The sequence below is a fragment of the Caballeronia pedi genome, assembly GCF_001544915.2.
Classification (GTDB): domain Bacteria; phylum Pseudomonadota; class Gammaproteobacteria; order Burkholderiales; family Burkholderiaceae; genus Caballeronia; species Caballeronia pedi.
Window position 1 is genome coordinate 15,760 of record NZ_FCOE02000052.1, and the last position, 16,158, is coordinate 31,917.

Sequence of the window (16,158 nt, forward strand, 5' to 3'; positions counted from 1 at the left end):
TCAGCGAATCGCATCAACCGAGTGCGCCTGCAACTCGGCCTCTCTGCCGAGGTACAACCGCATGCCAGAAACGAGGCTAGCGAGCACAAGCGCGATTGCGCATGCAAGGAGTACCGGGTACAGTGCGACCGTCGGACCGAATCCCCTAACAAGCCATGCCAGCGTGAGAGGGGCGAGACCCGCGAACAAGGCCGCTCCAACGTTGTACGGAAGGGCGTATCCGCTTTGTCTCACCTGCGTCGGAAAAAGCGACGACAGAAGGCCAGGGACCAGGCCGATAATTGCTCCCACAGGAATGCCGGCGATTGCGAACAGAAGCGAAAGTGAGGTGACCGACGTGACGGCGCTCGCCAAGTGTTGGAAGTAGTAGACAGCCGAAACCGCTGTGCCGACCGCACCGATCAGAAGTGTCTTGCCCCAGCCAATCCGATCGCTCACCTGCCCCCAAATCGGCATGGACAGAGCTAGCGCGAGAATCCCGAACATGTTCGCGTTGAGCGCCATCTGCGTCGACACGCCATAAACCGTAATGAGCACCGTCTGCATGTACTGAAAGAATACAGTTGCTAACACAGCCTGAACGAACATGAGCCCGAACCCGAAAAGGCATGCGCGACGATATTGGGAAACCACGACCTTGAGCGGCACCGTTTTCGAGACCTGCTTGGATCGGACGATTTCGGCATACAACGGCGACTCCTCCAACTGACGCCGCAGATAGGCCGCCGTCAGACCAAACAAGCCACCGATGATGAAGGGAAGGCGCCACGCGAGCGACGGCATATCTAAATGGGTAGAAATGACGCCGGCCAGTGCCGCAGCCGCGGTACCCAGCAACAATCCGAGGTGAACAACGCCGTGAAGAAAGCCACTGGCTCCGCCGATTCTCGACGCTCCTGCGTGCTCGGACACGAAAACCGCAGCGCCTGGCAGCTCTCCTCCTACTGCGCAACCCTGCAACGCGCGAAGTATTAGCAGGAACAGCGGCGCGAACCATCCCACTTGAGCGTAGGTCGGCAGCACGCCAATAAGGAAGGTCGGCACCGCCATCAGGATGATGAGAAAAATGAACATCTTCTTCCGTCCGACCTTGTCGCCAAAGTGAGCGGCAACGATTCCCGCCACGGGTCGGACAAGGTAACCGATCGCAAAGATGCCAAAAGTTTGCATCTGGCGAATCCAAGGCGATACATCCGGCGGGAAGAACTCCTTGCTAAGCGCTGCAGCGACGAAAAGATAAACGACGAAATCGTAGTACTCCAACGTCGCGCCCAATGCAGCAAGGCCCAGCGTGCGCGTTTCTTTTCTGCTTACCATGGCAGAAGTCTCCGTTATTAAATTAGGCATGCGAAGTTCTAGCGGTTATAAAGTTTCTAATCGAGACCCAGAGTTAGCTCGCGATGGTTTGGATGACGCCGCGGGACACCCGCATCTCAGGTGACGGTTTTGTTCATTCTAGTGTGCACCCTCACCGCGTCAATCTGGGGATTCTGCGCCCGTCATATTGAACAGATGGCTACTGCGACGAACGGGAATATCGTTCCTCACCCAGCCCCGCCGAGCTGGAGGGCGCCAGAAACCCTCCCTCGGAAGGGGCTCCGCAGACGGCTCCTTGGCCCGCGATCAGCGATTCGACATATGCGCCGCCAGATGCTCCAACGAAAACGCAGTGGCGCTCTCCGCCCGACGCTTGTCTACGCCAAGCCCGCGGAGCGTAATTCTTATGACGGCGTCGATATAAGCTGCGGTATCGGGAGTACGCTCGAGGAGGATGGTACGCATCCCCTCCACGGTTGCGCCCATAATTGAATCTGCCGCTGCCGTTACGTCATCGAAATCCATCTTGGCCTCTGCCTTCCCTGTCCGCACATCGCGATAGATGTATTCGAGCAGCACGGACTCGTGGGGAATTAGCTCAGCCCGCACGACAAAGCGTGCCCAGCGGCGGTCGGTGACTGCCCGTGAGAGAAAGACGCGCATGCCTGTACTGACCCGCTGGACCGGGTCATCAAGGACGTCATACACGGGCAAAATTCCCAGTGTCATCTGGTCTGTTGCCTCACGACCCACGGCGGTCAGCGCCTCTTCCAGGGACGAGAAGTGCTTATAGAAGGTGCCACGCGAAACGTCAGCGGCCCTAATGACATCCTCTATCGTGGTCGATAGATTTTTGCGGTCGCTAAAGACATCCATTACCGTCTGCAGAATGCGTGATCTCATGGCATTGCGCTTCCTCCTCGCAGCGACCGAGCGGTGATCCTCGACTTGATCCTCCGATGCCGTGCCGCTTGCGTCTCGCTTATGTATTGTCGCCTGCATTGTTTCCTCCGAAACACGTTCTCAACTAATTCGGCGGGAAGGCAAACGTCATCTCCGGCCTCCTATACGCCACAATTAACCGGTGACAGCACATGATCCGCCCGACACCAACGCGCTCGGCAGGAAATGGTTTTGCGCCTCCGAGTGTGGAAAAAGCGTCCGTCACAATGCCCATCCATCCATTCTGATCAGCGCGCAAACCCCAGTTGGAACTTCGCCGCACAACCTTAGAATGAACAGAATGTACATGGAGTTAGTACGCCAATCAACGAGAAGGAAATACATGCCGCCGACCATCGCAGACAAGCTGGAAATCGCCGAGCTGATGAACGGGTGGATGTTCCGGGATAAGGCCGACTGGGAGCGATTAAGCGAGCTGTTCCACGAGGAGGGGACGATTGAGGTCACTTGGTTCGAAGGAGCATTCACGGCGTTCATTGACGCTTCTCGACGAATGGGCGTGTCCGCGCTGAAAACCAAGCACTTCGTGGGCACTCCGCTCATTGAGTTCGCGGAAGACAGGGCCATCGCTGAAACGAATGCAATCATCATCTGTGATAACGCTACAGCAGGTTTTGGATGCAACGCGCACGCGCGGCTGTACGACAAGCTGGAGCGAAGAGACGATAAATGGCGAATTCTGACCCGGCGATGCATCTATGACATGGGAAACCTCACGTCTACGCCGGGAGCGGACGCGATAGATGCAGCAACGTTTAACAGCTTCCCTCGCGAGTATGCCGCTCTTGCCTACGTGCTCGAAATAAGCGGCTTTCCAGTAAAACGGGTTTTCCCAACGAGAAACAGCGAACTGGAGGTCCTTATCAAGGAAGAGGCACAGCGCTGGCTGCACCGCGCATAGAAGCAAAAGGCTTTCTCGGCATGGAAGGCACCTAACGGTTGCCTGAGAACCGGTTCTTCACATCGCGGGTGAAGAATGGCGAGACGTGGAGACTTCTCTCCGTAGGTCTCGCTTAGGGTTCTTACAACGGGAACCCCCAATGTTTGATAGCCCAGCGTCGAGAGATAGCGCGCTGCGCGTCCGGTTGTCCACCTTGCGAGTCGTCGCAACTTGGGATGCTGAGACCGTGGGCGCCGCGTTGTTCAATCTAGCGCGGATGAATCTCGACACATCCGCGCGGAATAAAGGCCGATGGTCTGAGACAGGAGACAGATATGCGATTCGTGAGTTTTGAACAGAATGGAGAGGCGACGTTGGGTGTGCGCGACGGCGATCAGGTGCGAGTCATCGGCAACGAATCGCTCGAGTCGCTGCTGGCCCGTGGCGCAGATCTCGCAGCGCTTGTTCCGTCGTCGTCCAACGGAGAGACCGTGGCCGCAGAAGGCCTCAAATTTCTTCCGCCGCTGCAGCGCCCGCCGAAGATCATCTGCGTGGGCCTGAACTTCTCGGACCACACCTCCGAGAGCAAGTACGAGCAGCCGGACTATCCGACGCTTTTCTTCCGCGTTCACACCAGCCTGATCGCCCACGAGCAGCCGATGGTGCGCCCGAGCGTGGCCGATTCTGAAGGGCTCGATTTCGAGGGCGAGATCGCCGTGATTCTAGGCAAAAGCGGGCGCCACATTGCCAAGGAAGACGCCCTGTCGTACGTGGCGGGTTACTCGCTGTTTAACGACGGCTCGGTGCGTGAATATCAGTTCAAGACGCCGCAGTGGACCGTGGGTAAGAATTTCGATGGTACCGGCGCGTTCGGTCCCGATCTGGTCACCGTCGACGAGCTGCCGCCGGGCGTGAAGGGCTTGCGCCTGGAGACGCGCCTGAATGGCGAGGTCGTGCAGTCGGCGAGCACCGACGAGATGGTGTTCGACGTGGAGAGCCTCATTAGCATCATCAGTGAGGCGATCACGCTGGAGCCGGGTGATGTGATCGTTTCGGGCACGCCCTCGGGGATCGGCTGGGCGCGCACGCCGAAGCTGTTCATGCGCTCGGGCGACGTGTGCGAGGTGTCGGTCGAGAAGATCGGCATGCTACGCAACACCATCGTCGACGAAGCCCCGCTGAAGCGTCCAGCGGCGTGATTTCACCGGCCATCGAGCCGGATGACCAAGTCCGCCGCAGAGCCGACCTTGCTTTCCAGCATGGAGATAGTCATGGATGAGCCTATTGGCTCGCGCACAGGCGCGAGCGTACATTCGATCGACCACTTCGCACTGAACGTGCCCTCCGTGGACGATGCCGCACGCTTTTACACCACGTTCGGCTTGCAGGTCGTTCCTGATGCAGAGCAGAAGGAGGCGCTCATTATCCGGGCAGCTGACGGACATCGTTGGGCGCGCATCCTGCCGGCCAGCAGTAAATCCCTCGCTTATCTCAGTTTCAATTGTTTCGAAAATGATCTCGAACAGATCTGCGCTCAGGTCAAGGCCAGCGGCGCGGCCTTTGAAGAACGGGTCGACGATACGGCCGGCTTCTGGTTCCGCGATCCGGACGGCAATCTGATCCAGGTCAAGATCGGCCCGAAGACCAGTCCGTCATCGAAGACGCCAAGCGTGTTGGCAGGCGCGCCCGCCGATGAACGCGGGTCGCACACACGTTCGCAGTCACAGGTCGTGCGTCCGCGGCGCCTTTCGCATGTGCTGCTCTTTACGCCCGATGTGTTGCGAGCCCTGGTTTTCTTTGAGCGTGCCTTGGGGCTGCGCCTGTCGGACAAGTCGCTGGACATCATCGCCTTTACGCACGCACCGCACGGCAGCGACCACCATCTGGTGGCCTTCGCCAAGAGCACCGCGCGCGGCTGGCACCATGCGGCCTGGGATGTCGACAACGTCAACGAGGTGGGACAGGGTGCCGCACAGATGGCCGCTGCCGGATATACGCGCGGCTGGGGCACGGGCCGCCACGTGCTGGGATCGAACTACTTTCATTACGTGCAGGATCCGTGGGGCTCGTTCTGCGAATACTCGGCGGACATCGACTTCGTCTCGGCCGGTCACCCGTGGCCCGCGGGCGACTTCGCGCCCGAGGACTCACTGTATTTGTGGGGGCCTGCCGTGCCGGAAGACTTCATTTGCAACACCGAAGCACCCCTCGACCTACCCGCGGTTATCACAGAAGCTTAAAATCTCGCCGCGCGATATTCCCCTCATTTCCTTGGTGAGTGTGAATCTTCCATCCACAGAAAAAACGCATCCCAAACTGCACATATTCCTTGCGCGGCTACCCCTTGTGTGCCCACTCGGAGCGCGCAGAGACACCCGGATCCGCGCTCAAGCCTTTTCAGTGTGTGAAGACGGGAATGGGTCGCTCATTCCAACGCCCTTCACAAATCGCGAAATGCCGTGTCGCCGCTCGTTAGCTTCAATTGATACCAGCCCCCGCGGGCCTGAGTATAGTGGTTCAAGGGAAACCATTCCGTGGTATCAATTTCCATCTGGCTGGCGCGTTCGTGTCCGTTGAATATTTTCTTGTGAAGGAAGTATCGGACGAAGCGTAGACGTGCCGTTTGTACCTGAACACCTGAACTGCCGGAACGCTGGTCAGATCTGACGCACGAGCCCGCGAGGGCGAGGGCTCTCGGCCGGCAATGGCATGAGGCCCGCGAAAAACTGACGATGCCGGTACAGTCGGTCGGTTGTCCAGCAACCAGACATGGTGAGAGTCAACGCCGCAAGCTTTTGACATAAAGGAATTTGCCACCCGCCAAGCCAACGAGATCGCAAAGTCGCTCCCGCGGTTACCCAAGTTCAGCGGTACGTTCAACGGGAATCATCACCAGCACGAAGACGAGCTATTCTTCGTCGCCAAGGGCTGCTCCCGCTTGATCCCTTCGGACTATTCCAATATTTCTAAGCCGCGTTGGACGCTTCGCGCCGGATCATCTGCATTCGAAGGGCGATGTCAACCATCATCCTGCTTTCATGGCGCCGGAGATCCATCCCGCTGAGTTGCTCAAACTGAGTCAGCCGGTATCGGACCGTCTTCTGATGCACGTTCAGGGCGGTTGCAGTCGTCTGAAGGCTGCAGTCGGAATCGAAATAGGTTCTCAGTGTTTTGGATAGCGCGTGGCTATGACGGCTGTCGTATTCGATCACATCGCCAAGTATGGCGCCGACGAGGCCTTCAAGATCACTGTCGTGTCGAATCGATAGGAGTAAGCCCAGAACGCCCAGTTCGTCAGAGATGGCGATGTTCTCAGTGCTGAATTTCGTCGCAGCGAGCAAGGCGATCGCTGCCTCTCGGTGAGCCGTTCTAAAGTCGCCGCTGCCTCCGCTGACGGAGCTTACTCCCCACATTGGGGCGAAGCCGATAATTCGTTCGCTGACGTCGGCGCGAAGAGAGCTCAAGCTGCGGCGTATTTCGTCACTGCTTTTTGCACACACTAGTGCGACCAAGAGATTCCCGCGTACGGTCAGCAGACGCAGCCCCGTCCTTTCAAGGCCGCGCGTGCAACCGTCGAGAGCAATCCTTCGGTTTCTTTCCGCTGTAGACGCGTCCCATCCGCCTGCACGAGCGAGGGCGTCGAGTTGCTCCAACGAACAGTGAAGGACGCGATGTGGCCCGTTGAGATCGATTCGCAGACCCTTAGCGCGCGTGAAAGCGGCGAACCTGACTTTTGGATCGCCTTCCAACAGATCCCAGAGAATTTCGCTGCTCACTTCAGCCCTGGCGAGCATTGCTGCGCGGCTTTCAAGATAGCTCAGAGCACAGGCAATTACACCTGAGCTGAGTGCCATTTCGGCTATTTCGTTCGGCTCTGCGTCAGCGACGATGCAGACCCAACCGACCTTTTCTCCTGACACGGTAATCGGTTGGGCACGAATCCAGGTGTCTCCTACAACAGCGCACCGGTCAATTGGAGAGTCGTGTGCTGCATGAAGTAATTTTTCAAGCTCCGGCAACACCGCGATGACGCTTTGGGAAATGACGCCGGTCGTCATGGGCTGCATGTCCTCAGTGAGGACCGCAACTTCTGCTCCAGCGTATCGGCCGATTACGCGGGCGATTCCATCGAGACCTTCGCCAACAAGAACCGCGTCGATCATCGACTGCTGGATCTCAGCGGATTGCCCAAAAGCGCTGTTCTGGTTCTTTAGCTGGCGATTAGCGGAAGCAAGTTGCTCGACTGCTTGTTCCTGCGCTTCGTTGAGACGTGCGTTCTGAATTGCGATTGCGACTAGATCTGCAAGCGCCTTGATCCGGCGGACGTCGCGGTCGGAGAACGTGGATTTTCTGCGTCGCCATACTTCCAGAACCCCGACGATTTCGTCGTGCACCTTCAGCGGCGCGGCGAGCGCAGAGTAGGCATGTTCAAGACGTGCCAAGTCCATGTAGTCCTGGCTGATTGTGTTGTCTTTCACATATTCGTCGACACGGCAGGCTTCACCCGTCTCGAATACCCGACCGGCCACCCCCTGGCCTCGTTTCATCCGCAACTGCGCCGTCTCTACACGCAGGTTGCCCACGCAACTTCTCATGATTACCTCGTCGCCTTCCCTGAGAAAGACGCCGCAGATGTTGGATGAAAGCAGTCGAAGGGTCTCGTGCGTCGCACACGAAAGCACTTGATTCAATTCGCGGGCCGAGAGTGTCTCCCGGACGACGCTCTGAAGGCTGCTGATCTCGTCGAGAGCCGCCACAACGGCACGCCCTCGGCTGGCTGCAGCTGAGGCGAGGGTGAAGGCGGAGGCGAGAAGACGCAGGGTGCCCCGCTGGACGAGGGACGGCTGAAAACGCGGAAGGAAAATCGCTTCCGACCCAGGCGCTAGAGGAACGAAACAACCATACGTCCCTTCGTTGAGCCGACTGTCATCGCGAACCAGGTCTTCGATGCCTTGCTCAAGAAGTTGACTGTTGTCCCCGCTTAGGGGGACCTGCGGTACCCATGCACCCTGGGTTCGTCGAAGCACAGTCGCCGTCGGCGCGCCTGTACTGGCCTGAATGAGATCAACGGCAAGACTCGTCACCGATTCACTGCCTTCGAGCACCGCACCCGAGAGCGTATCAAGCGCGCCTTGTAACGACACTTCGTGCGTCGCACAAGCCTCTATCGAGGAAACGAGCGTCCCTGCGTGCGAGCTATCCATATCATCGGCACCGTTTTGAATCGTAGAAATGCTGCGTCGCAGCTCAAATAGACCACAGTTACAACATGTTCTGTATCGCCGACGCAGGCATGGGCTTCCATACGCGTTTTCCCTTAGAAGCTAATTTCTGAGCCCCGTTTGGGCAGCGAAGCGGGCAAGTCTAGGTGACTTTTATCCCCCAGCGATAAAACCCCACGGGCATTCCTCCCCTCGGCGCTATACGAGGCGCGCGGCCGCGTCGTTATGATTGTTTCAACGCCGGACGCCGTCGGTGCCCAGCGCAAAAAAGGAGCGCGGACTTACAACCGGTATCGGTTCAACGCGTGTCGGCAAGGACGCCGCGGGTTGGGATTAATGCACCGTTGAGAAAGCGCGGGTGCAGTCGAGAGGTGCGTATGAGACGAGATTCCCTTCAACAAGCCATCGATAAATGGTTCTCGCCAGCGCAGCGGGGCCAGTTGAGCGTGAAGCGATTTCGTCGCGACGGCGCGACGGGGCACCGCGGAGTGACGGTTCGCCTCTTTGTCACCAGCGACGCGATAGAACTGCTCTTCTTTCGTCACCGCGATGGAACCTGGCGGATCTTTCCTCCTGACGCAGCGCGACCGACGATGAACGCAACAACATGGGCCGCCTTCTGAAGGGCGACGACAGAGGCGGACTAGAAACAGAGATACAGGCTATCCATCTTGAGAACACGGAGAGGACATGATCAAGGCTGAAGACGCTCAATTCCACGCAGCAGACGCAGACAAGCCGAACTGGGCGGAGACCAACTACTTTGGCTTCTTTTCAGCGGAAGCCAATATCAATGTCGGGGTCTACGCGCTCTTTCGGCCGAACCTCGGCGTCGTCAACTCGACGATTAGCATCAATTCACGCCGTGCGCTTACGCCATGGCACGCCGACTTCAACGATCTTCAGGCTCACCTGCCCATCCCGGAACCGAGGAATCTTCTCGACTACGGCCTGGCGAACGGCCTGAGCGTGAAGTGTCTCGAACCGAATATGGTGTGGACCATCGATTACGACGACGGCCACCAGACCGAGATTCACGTCAAGTACTCTGCCCTGATGCAACCGTTCGACATCCACGATCCCGAGATGGATCCGATCGTCGCGGCACAGAAGGAGGCGGGCAAATTCGCGTGGGGAACCGCGTACAACGGTCACTTCGATCAGACAGGCCTTGTGAAGGGGCATATCGTCCTGCGTGGGAAGCGATATGAGATCGACTGCGTGTCGACCATGGACCACAGTTGGGGACCTCGTCCCGAGCGCGGCGCGCCCAACATGAGCTGGCTGCACGCTCATTTTTCCGAGCGCTTTGCTATGCACGCCATTTTTTCGTTCAATGAAGAAGAAGGCGGCAAGACGCTATCGCTAAGCCATGGTTATGTGCTGCAGGATGGCAAGGTCTACGGGCTCAAAGCGGGTACCGGCAATACGATCCGTGTGCATGACCGCTATCCCGAGCATATCCAGCTTGCTGTGACCGACAGCGCCGATCGTACCTGGGAACTCCGCGGTGATGCGAAGACCACGTTTCCGTGGCAGTGCTGGCCGAACATGGTGGCCTTCAACACGCTGACGGAGTGGCATTGTCAAGGTGAGACGGGGTATGGCGAAGTCATGGACTTCTTCGAAGTGCCTTCTTTGACCCGCTTGAACAGCGTCGAAGCGGGCTCGGTCTCGAGAAACGGGGGATAGCCGTGTCCCTGCGCATGATTCTGTTCGACCTCGACGGAACACTGGTGCAGACGAGAGAGGCGTCGTGGCGCGTGTTCGAGAAGGTCAATCGCCACTTTGGTCTCGGCGTCGATACCGCTGAAGCGTTTTACGCCTTATCCGAAGCCAACCTGTTCGCGGCGCTTCGAGAGAGATCGCCAGATGAGGATCGGGCGAGAGAGGTAAAGGAATATTTCTTCCAGTTGCTTCTCGCTGAATACCGTCCCCCTGTCATACCGGGCATGCGCAACGTGGTGCAACGCCTCGCCGGCCGATATCCCTTGTCGGTCATCTCGTCGAACGTGATGGGCGCCATCCGCAATGTACTGGACGATGCGAGCCTGGCTCATTGCTTCGGGCACGTCTTTTCTGGTGACGTTGAACCCGACAAGGAGAGCGCGATCCAGAAAGTGTTGTGCGATCCGAGCTACGGATTAGGACGGCAAGGAACACCGAGCTACGACGAGTCCGCCGGCTGCCACGTAGGCGATGTGGTGCTCGTGACCGACACGGTCGGCGACGTTAAAGCTGCGCTCGCCGCCGGTGCCCGGGCCGTGGGCGTGTCTTGGGGGATGCATTCTGCCTCGCAACTTGAAAGGGCAGGTGCAGAGTTCGTGGCGGTATGGCCCGAGGAGTTGTTGATTCATTTCAGAGAGGGCGACGCGTCAGAGGCTCGATAGCCGGTGTTCTTCGCAAGCTTCATCGAATAGAAAGATTTTGAAAAACGGCGACCGATTTTTATCGCTGGCGGATAAAGAGAGGTCGTTAGAGATTGCCTAAGATGGAAAGCAGATAGCCGTAGTTTGGAAGTCGTGACAAAGCCCGATCAAAGAGCACCGACGGTGCCATCAATAGGAGACAGCGATGACCGTAGTGGCAGAAGGATTCAATGCGTTCGAAACCGACAAGGAGCCTTCCGGGACGGTAATGTACCTTGCCGATCCGCAGTCGGTTGTGAAGCTGATTCAGAGCGGCAAACTGCAAGAGCACATTCTGCTCGTGCGCGGCGGTACCACCACGTTTCTCGCGCCGGCGCTTTCGATGGGCGCCATCGGTGTGATCACGATGTCTGGCGCTCCCGAGTCGCACCTGGGCATTCTCTCTCGCGAATTTCAGATCCCCTGCATCATGACCGCGCACCTGAGCAGCAGCAGCTCGCGCTATGAAGTCGGCAACACGGACGCCGCGCACTTCGACGAAATCGTCAAGGAACTGAACGGGAAACAGGTCACGCTGAAGTGCGCGAACGCCGAGCGCGGACAGGTCGTCGTCTGAAGGCACCGATAATATCAGGGAGACAAGCATGGATCAGCTGAGAAAGAGCACGTACAAGAAGCGGTACGACGAAGGCGACGCAGGCCTGCGTTTCCAGGCGTTGCAGTACACGGGCAACTACAAGGATCTTCCTCCCGTGCCCGACGGTATTGCCGGTGACCGGGAAATGCGTGCGCGCATGAAGACCCGCGTGCTCGAAAAGGTCACGCGCGAAGATGTGCTGAAAGACGAGTTCACTATCGACGAGCTCAACGACCTGAACAACTACTTCGCCTGGAACATCTGGGATGTGCTCGTGATGCGTGCGACAGAAGGCGTGTCAGGCATGATCCCGCGCCAGGAGTACGAGATTCTTGCGTTCATGCAGGAGTTTTACCGCTACCCGGAGTTCATGCGTCTCATGACGGACCAGCTCGGTGCCGAGGGCGTGATGGACATCGGCGCGAGCGCTCGCAAGGAGATCGGTACCAAAATCAACTGTGTGCACGACTGGTGTCTGGGGGCAGTCGCGTTCGGTATGGGGCGCTGCGGTCTCCTAGCGCTCGAAGCGATCCGGCCCGACGACTATGTCGAGGAAAGCAACACAATCCTGAAGTTCGCACAGCGCGTCTTGTGGGGGAAGCGCCAGGACGGCTACATCCTGAATTCGCAGGATCGTTACCGTTGCCAGATTCATGATCAGGAACTCATCGACCGGCTGGTCAATGAAGTCGAGTATTTCGAGCACGAGTCGGGTACGTACAAGCAGCTGACGGCGTTCAATGCAGCGGCTGAACTTCTCGCGTTCTTCGACCACTACGACTGTCGGCTCGGCTTGGGCGACACCGGCCCGTACGAACTGAAGGACGGCAAGATCCTCATCATCCGCGACCTGTTCGTCAACGAGGACGTGTACCACTGGAGCGACGTGTGCGAAGGGCTGCCGCATTGCTATACCCTTGCCCTCGTCATCGATCCGGAACAACTCGGACTCGAAGAGATTCGTGTCAACGACATTTCGACGACCTTCACCGTCCCGAAGAACTATGTGCCGGCGATCTGCGGCGCGGCCGTGTTCGTTCGCGAAGCATGGGATACGCCGATGGGTGAAGTATACCCAGTCGCCATCAAGGACCTCGCCTCGCACCTTGACAAGATCAAGGACGCAACCTTCAAGCTGTACAAGAAGACGCTGAAGATGCCCCGTCGTGAGCTCTGCACGAACGGTATCTACAGTTACTACGTCGGCATGATCCTGCCGCATCTGCGCAAGGCGGGGCTTTACGATTACGTCAACGAGAAGCTGAATTTCTGGGAGCTCGATCAGCGCGTGTCGAACTACTACTACGAGATCACGAAGCGCAACTTCGTGCAGTCGGTGGTTCCGCAGAAGATTTTCTCGGGACAGGGCTATCTGCCGTTCTCGAAAGACGCGGACATTCGGCACTCGAAGTACGCCTGGCTCTGACATAACGGCATGCGGCGGAGCGATGCAGGCTCCGCCCGTCACAAACTGGGAGACATCAATATGTTGACGGAAACCGCATTCCTGGTCCTCAACGCGCTGTATCTGAAGAAGATGGCGGACCTCGGCGGGTTGGTGGAGTGTGTGCGCCTGCCTGACGCAGATGTACAAGGCGTGATCGATGAGGCGCTTGACGACGGACGGATCGTCGCGTTGGGCGGTGAATACCTCCTCGACGTGCCGGGGCGTCGCGCGGTACTCGAGTACTACCAGGAGACATACCTGCCCAAACGCGAGGCAGTGACGGCCTGGTATGAACGGTTCGAGGTGTTGAATAGCCAGTTCCTGAAGCTCGTGAGCGAGTGGCAGACCTCGGAGGGCGACACCCGCGTCTTGTCGCAGCTGATGAAGGTAGTCGAACGGCAAATCACCGCGCTGCGCAAGATCGCAGACGATATTCCCCGATACGACGTGTACGCCGATCGCTTTGTCACGGCCATCGAGCGCGTCGACGTGGGCGACAAATCGTACGTCACCAATCCTCGCGCGGATTCGATTCACAACATTTGGTTTGAATTCCACGAGGACATCCTCGCGGTGGTGGGGCGGCCGCGCGAAACCGTAGAGGATGTGCACTGAATATGGCTGCGATCAAGTACCTATGGGATGTCGACGCCATCGATCCCTCCGACACAGCGCGTTTTGGCGGCAAGGCGAGCGGTCTCGCAAAGATGCGGCAGATGGGGCTTCCCGTCCCGCCGGCGGTCGTCATCAGCACCGATGCCTTCAAGGCCTTTCACGAGAACGGTGGGAAGTTGCCCGCGTCGCTCAGCGACGAGATCGATACGGCGATACACCTCCTCGAACAGCGCACGGGCAAGGCTTTTTGCGGGACCGGCGTTCCGCTATTGCTGTCGGTCCGATCGGGCGCGAAGATCAGCATGCCGGGCATGATGGACACGATCTTGAACCTCGGCCTCGACGCTGGATCCGCCGCTGAGTTCGCGACTGCCTGCGGCGACCATGCTTTTGTTCGCGATACTTGGCTGCGTTTCTGGGCGATGTATGCGGATACCGTGCTTGGCGTTGACGCGGAGGCCTTCGTGCCGGAATTGGAGGAGCCATCTGCAGCGTCGACCGGCCCCTTAGCCGAGACGTTTGCACAAGTTGAATCAGAATTGCTCTCGGCAATCCACGCCGAAGCGGGCGAGCGGCCGTCGGCCGTGCCGAGGGAACAGCTCGAACGCGCGGTCACGGCGGTTTTCGAGTCGTGGCATTCGGCGCGCGCCAAGGCTTATCGCAAGCATCATAAGATCCCGGACGACCTGGGCACGGCTGTCGTTATCCAGGCGATGGTGTTCGGCAACTTGGACGAGCAGTCCGGTACGGGCGTCGCCTTTACGCGTGACCCCATGACGGGTGAGCGCCGACTGTTCGGTGAGTACCTTGCCGGTCATCAGGGCGAGGATCTGGTCGCCGGGACGAAAACTCCGGAATCACTGAGCGCGCCATCGGCTGCCATCGCCAGAATCGCCGACCAGATCCGGTCGGTCGGTAACCACCTGGAGGCGATGTATAAAGACGCGCTCGACATCGAGTTCACGGTCGAGCGTGGACAACTGCACCTGCTTCAGGTCAGGGCGGCCAAGCGCACGGCGGCAGCGGCCGTCCGGATTGCGGTCGAAATGGCAAACGAGGGTTTGATCGACAGACCGACGGCGCTTCGTCGGGTGACGGAGGAGCAGCTTCGGCAACTAGTACGCCCCGGGTTTGTAGCATCGAATCTGGAGGCAGCCGACACGAATGGGGCGCTGCTGCTCGAAGGGGTCGCCGCCTCGCCGGGCCATGCGACGGGCGTGGCCGTGCTGGACAGCGACCGCGCCGTGGAACGTGCGGATTCGGGGGAGCACGTTATCCTGGTTCGGCCGACGACCAGTCCGCTTGACGTGCGGGGCATGCTGCACTCGCAGGGGATCGTGACCGCTCGAGGCGGTTCGGCAAGCCACGCCGCGGTGGTCGCACGTGCGTTGGACAAACCGTGCGTGGTGGGTTGTGGCGCGCTGGAAATCGACGAGGACGCGCGAACGTTCACGGTGGGCGAGCGCAGGTTTAGCGAAGGCGATGAGATCTCCATCGACGGAAAGACGGGCCGAATTTACTTCGGCGCAATCGAGTTGGACGAGGCGGGCACGTCGAACGCGTACCTGAACCAGTTGTTGCGCTGGGCCGAGGAAACGTCAGGCGCCTCGGTGTGGGCCTCCGCGCGCATGGCAGCAGAACTGTTGGCAATCGGCAAGCGTAATCCCACCGGTGTCGGCATCGTTCCGATTGTCGACTTGCTGATCGGCAGCGGTCAGGCGGCGGGGCTCATCGAGGCAGTACAGGCACTCAGCGCGAACCCGACTGCGCCTGCCTCGAAAGTCGAGGAGCGCTTCCTCGATTCGGTGGCCGACGCCTGCAAGGCATTTCTCGGTGCGTCGCACGCCCATCCCGTTGCGCTACGTCTGCCACGATTGAGCGGCTCGCGGGCGCGTCACATGGTCGATGGCTGGGCCTCGCTTGAACCTGCGCTCTTGCTTCCACTCGGCGCGCCTCGGCTCATGACGGCACTGCTCAAAGGCGTCGCACGTGCAGCCAAAGAAGTGGAAGCCCGTTCGGTGACCGTCGTCCTCCCGGCAGTGTCGGACGTGCTGGAGATCGCGGCGTTCAAAAAGAGTGTCGGCTCAAGCCCGGAGGTGCAGCCAGCGATTCTCGTCCAGAACGCCGCATTGCTCTCCGAACTGCCGAACGCTTCGGTTGAGGGTGTCGATATCTGGGTCGATGTGCCGGAACTCGTTCGGACTTTTCACGGGTGGCCCGATGAGTTGTCGTTCTCCGCTGACGTCTTCGACAAGTACGAAGCGGCTGGTAATTTCTCGCACTCGCCGCTGCGGACGTTGAAAGGCTTTCTGTTGAGTGCCCTTTCGCAACTGGCCGTGGCCGCGCGAGATCGCCAGTGGCGCGTCGTTTTGGAGATGGGCGCGGCACCGGCGACCGAGGTGATCGGCGAGTTGTACGCACTGGGCTACCGGCAGTTTTCTGTTCCGCCAGAGCGCATCGAAGCACTGCGTCTTTGTTTGGGACACGTCGCCGAGACGGCCGACGCAGGAGACGAAGCACACTGAACTCGCTCCGGATTCGGCGAGTGGCGAAGCATGCTGACGGTTCTTGCTTCACTTCGATCGCTGAATTCCGGACAAAGATTCACGCGGACATTCTATTTCGATTAGTACAACTAGGCATTGATTTAGGTGCAGGCTGTCGCGTCGGAAGAGACACGAAGCCAGTCTAAGTTGCCAAAATCGGAG

General features: G+C 58.9%; 13 protein-coding genes. 10 read left to right on the forward strand and 3 right to left on the reverse strand.

Going from position 1 to position 16,158, the window contains the following annotated elements; translation table 11 throughout:
• The gene (locus AWB80_RS38260) at positions 1–1,317 is read right to left on the reverse strand and encodes an MFS transporter (RefSeq protein ID WP_061179824.1); all 1,317 of its coding nucleotides are present in this window, start codon (positions 1,315–1,317) and stop codon (positions 1–3) included.
• 306 nt (positions 1,318–1,623) lie between these two features.
• Positions 1,624–2,220 carry a TetR/AcrR family transcriptional regulator gene (locus AWB80_RS38265; RefSeq protein ID WP_244206971.1) on the reverse strand — a complete coding sequence of 199 codons (597 nt, stop codon included), beginning with the start codon at positions 2,218–2,220 and terminating at the stop codon, positions 1,624–1,626.
• Between the two features lie 382 nt (positions 2,221–2,602).
• Between AWB80_RS38265 and AWB80_RS38270 the strand changes: the two genes are divergently transcribed.
• From AWB80_RS38270 to AWB80_RS38280, 3 genes are all read left to right on the forward strand, one after another.
• A complete protein-coding gene (locus AWB80_RS38270; protein ID WP_061179848.1) occupies positions 2,603–3,181 on the forward strand; it encodes a nuclear transport factor 2 family protein in 579 nt (192 codons plus the stop codon).
• Between the two features lie 314 nt (positions 3,182–3,495).
• Complete coding sequence (locus AWB80_RS38275; RefSeq protein ID WP_061179826.1) at positions 3,496–4,359, forward strand: fumarylacetoacetate hydrolase family protein; 864 nt, start codon at positions 3,496–3,498, stop codon at positions 4,357–4,359.
• Between the two features lie 72 nt (positions 4,360–4,431).
• Positions 4,432–5,400, forward strand: a complete 969-nt coding sequence (locus tag AWB80_RS38280; protein WP_061179827.1) for a VOC family protein — start codon at positions 4,432–4,434, stop codon at positions 5,398–5,400.
• Between the two features lie 726 nt (positions 5,401–6,126).
• On the opposite strand, the gene AWB80_RS38290 is transcribed toward AWB80_RS38280, so the two are convergent.
• Entirely contained in the window at positions 6,127–8,364 is a 2,238-nt protein-coding gene (locus AWB80_RS38290) for a helix-turn-helix domain-containing protein (RefSeq protein ID WP_061179828.1), read from the reverse strand.
• A 395-nt stretch (positions 8,365–8,759) separates the two neighbouring features.
• Here AWB80_RS38290 and AWB80_RS43700 point away from each other — a divergent pair, with 395 nt between their 5' ends.
• The 7 genes from AWB80_RS43700 (at position 8,760) to AWB80_RS38320 (ending at position 15,975) form a co-directional block, all read left to right on the forward strand.
• Positions 8,760–9,005 carry a hypothetical protein gene (locus AWB80_RS43700; RefSeq protein ID WP_143328229.1) on the forward strand — a complete coding sequence of 82 codons (246 nt, stop codon included), beginning with the start codon at positions 8,760–8,762 and terminating at the stop codon, positions 9,003–9,005.
• 67 nt (positions 9,006–9,072) lie between these two features.
• Positions 9,073–10,074, forward strand: a complete 1,002-nt coding sequence (locus tag AWB80_RS38295) for a DUF7064 domain-containing protein (protein WP_061179829.1) — start codon at positions 9,073–9,075, stop codon at positions 10,072–10,074.
• A gap of 14 nt (positions 10,075–10,088) precedes the next feature.
• The gene (locus tag AWB80_RS38300; protein ID WP_143328230.1) at positions 10,089–10,772 is read left to right on the forward strand and encodes an HAD family hydrolase; all 684 of its coding nucleotides are present in this window, start codon (positions 10,089–10,091) and stop codon (positions 10,770–10,772) included.
• Between the two features lie 184 nt (positions 10,773–10,956).
• Positions 10,957–11,367 carry a PEP-utilizing enzyme gene (locus AWB80_RS38305; protein ID WP_061179831.1) on the forward strand — a complete coding sequence of 137 codons (411 nt, stop codon included), beginning with the start codon at positions 10,957–10,959 and terminating at the stop codon, positions 11,365–11,367.
• 28 nt (positions 11,368–11,395) lie between these two features.
• Positions 11,396–12,814, forward strand: a complete 1,419-nt coding sequence (locus tag AWB80_RS38310; protein ID WP_061179832.1) for a hypothetical protein — start codon at positions 11,396–11,398, stop codon at positions 12,812–12,814.
• Between the two features lie 60 nt (positions 12,815–12,874).
• A complete protein-coding gene (locus AWB80_RS38315) occupies positions 12,875–13,450 on the forward strand; it encodes a hypothetical protein (RefSeq protein ID WP_143328231.1) in 576 nt (191 codons plus the stop codon).
• A gap of 2 nt (positions 13,451–13,452) precedes the next feature.
• Positions 13,453–15,975: a pyruvate, phosphate dikinase gene (locus AWB80_RS38320; protein WP_061179834.1), complete on the forward strand. Its 2,523-nt coding sequence runs from the start codon at positions 13,453–13,455 to the stop codon at positions 15,973–15,975.
• Positions 15,976–16,158: the final 183 nt, after the last annotated feature.

Excerpts from the sequence above, each read along its gene's own strand:
- AWB80_RS38260 (WP_061179824.1), bottom strand. The coding sequence starts at position 1,317 with ATGGTAAGCAGAAAAGAAACGCGCACGCTGGGCCTTGCTGCATTGGGC.
- AWB80_RS38265 (WP_244206971.1), bottom strand. The coding sequence starts at position 2,220 with ATGAGATCACGCATTCTGCAGACGGTAATGGATGTCTTTAGCGACCGC.
- AWB80_RS38270 (WP_061179848.1), top strand. The coding sequence starts at position 2,603 with ATGCCGCCGACCATCGCAGACAAGCTGGAAATCGCCGAGCTGATGAAC.
- AWB80_RS38275 (WP_061179826.1), top strand. The coding sequence starts at position 3,496 with ATGCGATTCGTGAGTTTTGAACAGAATGGAGAGGCGACGTTGGGTGTG.
- AWB80_RS38280 (WP_061179827.1), top strand. The coding sequence starts at position 4,432 with ATGGATGAGCCTATTGGCTCGCGCACAGGCGCGAGCGTACATTCGATC.
- AWB80_RS38290 (WP_061179828.1), bottom strand. The coding sequence starts at position 8,364 with ATGGATAGCTCGCACGCAGGGACGCTCGTTTCCTCGATAGAGGCTTGT.
- AWB80_RS43700 (WP_143328229.1), top strand. The coding sequence starts at position 8,760 with ATGAGACGAGATTCCCTTCAACAAGCCATCGATAAATGGTTCTCGCCA.
- AWB80_RS38295 (WP_061179829.1), top strand. The coding sequence starts at position 9,073 with ATGATCAAGGCTGAAGACGCTCAATTCCACGCAGCAGACGCAGACAAG.
- AWB80_RS38300 (WP_143328230.1), top strand. The coding sequence starts at position 10,089 with ATGATTCTGTTCGACCTCGACGGAACACTGGTGCAGACGAGAGAGGCG.
- AWB80_RS38305 (WP_061179831.1), top strand. The coding sequence starts at position 10,957 with ATGACCGTAGTGGCAGAAGGATTCAATGCGTTCGAAACCGACAAGGAG.
- AWB80_RS38310 (WP_061179832.1), top strand. The coding sequence starts at position 11,396 with ATGGATCAGCTGAGAAAGAGCACGTACAAGAAGCGGTACGACGAAGGC.
- AWB80_RS38315 (WP_143328231.1), top strand. The coding sequence starts at position 12,875 with ATGTTGACGGAAACCGCATTCCTGGTCCTCAACGCGCTGTATCTGAAG.
- AWB80_RS38320 (WP_061179834.1), top strand. The coding sequence starts at position 13,453 with ATGGCTGCGATCAAGTACCTATGGGATGTCGACGCCATCGATCCCTCC.